We start from the raw sequence: 2,093 nt of genomic DNA, 5'->3' as shown, positions 1-2,093 counted from the left end.
GGTGCTGGGCCGGACGGGCGGGGGCGCGTCGCTCACGGCGCCCGCCGGTGTCGACGGCGTGGTCGGCGAGGTCGGCGAGGTCGGCGAGGTCGGCGTAGGCTCCGGCGTGCTCACCTCGGGGGAGGGCGCCGGCGCCTCCTCCGTGATCGCGCTCTCCGGTGCGCCGGGGTCGGTCGTGGCCGGCGCGATCCGGGTGACCTGCGCCTGCAGGACGGGCTTGTCCTCGGCGGCGTTGACCAGCAGCACGATCGTGGTGGCCAGCACGCCGACGGCGGTGGCGCCGATGGCCAGCTTGGCGGGCAGCGTACGCAGGAGGCGCGACGGGTCGCGGAAGCGGGTCTCGGCCAGCGCCGTGCTCGTCGTGGCCGGCTCGTCGAGCGCGGCCGGGAAGAGCGGCACCAGCGTGCCCGCCAGGGCGGCCAGGCGGCGGCGTCCGCGCTCCTCCCAGTCGGGACCGTACGCCCCGCCCGCGACGGTCTCCAACTCGGCCAGGAACGCCTCGGCCGACGACGGGCGCCCGGCCGGATCCTTGGCCAGGCCGCGTTCGACCAGGCCGCGCAGGTGCTCGGGCACGTCTCCGAGCGGCGGAACGGCGCTCTGGTGCTGGCGGGCCAGCGCGGCCAGGTTGACCGCGCGGAAGGGACGGGCGCCGGTCAGGCACTCGAAGAAGACGACGGCGGCCGCGTAGACGTCGGTGGCGGGCCCCGCGGTCGTGCCCGACCACTGCTCAGGGGCCATGTACGGAGGTGTGCCCGCGGGGCTCGCGCCCTGGCCCGTCCTGACCGCGATGCCGAAGTCGACCAGCTTGCTGGTGCCGTCGCCCTGCACCATGACGTTCTCGGGTTTGAAGTCGCGGTGGACGACGCCGACCGCGTGCGCCGAGGCCAGGCCCTTGAGGGAGCCCTTGAGCACGGTCAGGGCCGCCTCGGGGCCCGTGGGGCCCTCGGACCTGATGAGCTCGCGCAACGAGACGCCGTTGATGAGCTCCATGATGATCGCCGCGCCCTGGCCGCTCTCGACGTAGTCGATCAGACGGGCGTGGTAGGCGCTCTGGAGCGTGGCGAGCAACCTGGCCTCGTGCCGGAACCTGGCCACGAACCCCATGTCGGAGCGGAGCTCGTCGCTGAGGTATTTGATGGCCACCTCGACGCCGTCGTAGTCGCGGCGGGCCAGAACCACGTGACCCGCGGCGCCCGCTCCGAGCTCGCGAACCGCGGTATAGCCAGGGACCCCCCACTGACCATCACCATGCATAGCGGTCTCCTCCGGAGTCGTGCGAGCCCCCACCCTCATCAAACGGTCCGTAGCTTAACCAGAGGGAACCACAATCCCGCTACTGATATCGCCAGATGTCGGCATTGTCACCTGATGGTGCCAGGGGACTCCGGGCGCGGGCTGTGGCTTGGCTGGTCATCCGGCTCTTCCTTGGGACATGCCGGTGTGCTGCCGGACGCGGTGGAGCCCCCGTTGCCCGCCGCCGGCACGGTGGCGGCCGTCACCGTCCACGTCGAGCCGCAACCCAGCTCGACCGGGAGACGCAGGGTCATCGTGTACGAGGTGGCGCCCGACAGCGTGACCGTCCGCGTGCCCAGGCGTTCGCCCCCGGCCGCGAACGCGACGGTGAGGCGTACCCGCTGGGCGTCCGACGTCGTCACCGCGACCGTCGCGGCCAGGGCGCCGCCGGACACGGCGGCCCGCCGCACCGACACCCGCGTCACGGCCGGAGGGCACGAGACCGTGGTCCGCGCGGTGGCCGTCCTGCCGCCCGCGCGCACGGTCACCGACAGCGTCGCGCCGCACGGGCGCGACCGGAAGGGGTGAGCGAGCGTGCGGGTGTACGACGTGGCGCCGCTCAGGCGTACCCGCTGGACCCGGCCGTCCGTGCCGCGGGCCCGCCAGGTCGCGACGGCCACGACGGGCTCGGTGCCGCTGGTACGCAGGGAAACCGTGGCCCGGGCGAGCCCCTTCTCGTCCACCGCGAGACCGCCCACGCCCACCCGCAGCACCGAGGTCGCGGGTGTGGGGGCGTCCCCGGCGTCGGTGGTCGGATCCGAGCTTGGCACGGGGGTCGTGGTCGTGCCGGGACTCCGTAC

General features: G+C 74.0%; 2 protein-coding genes. Both read right to left on the bottom strand.

Going from position 1 to position 2,093, the window contains the following annotated elements:
* Positions 1-1,254, bottom strand: a 1,254-nt coding sequence (locus E1267_RS43515) for a serine/threonine-protein kinase (RefSeq protein WP_132342133.1), incomplete at its 3' end; no start/stop codon positions are given.
* Positions 1,255-1,361: 107 nt separating this feature from the next.
* Positions 1,362-2,093: hypothetical protein (locus E1267_RS43510; protein WP_220449963.1), on the bottom strand; the 732-nt coding region annotated here is incomplete at its 5' end.

The organism is Nonomuraea longispora, from assembly GCF_004348345.1.
Classification (GTDB): domain Bacteria; phylum Actinomycetota; class Actinomycetes; order Streptosporangiales; family Streptosporangiaceae; genus Nonomuraea; species Nonomuraea longispora.
The sequence above is the reverse complement of the archived record's forward strand: the minus strand, read 5'-3'. Positions and strand labels throughout refer to the sequence as shown.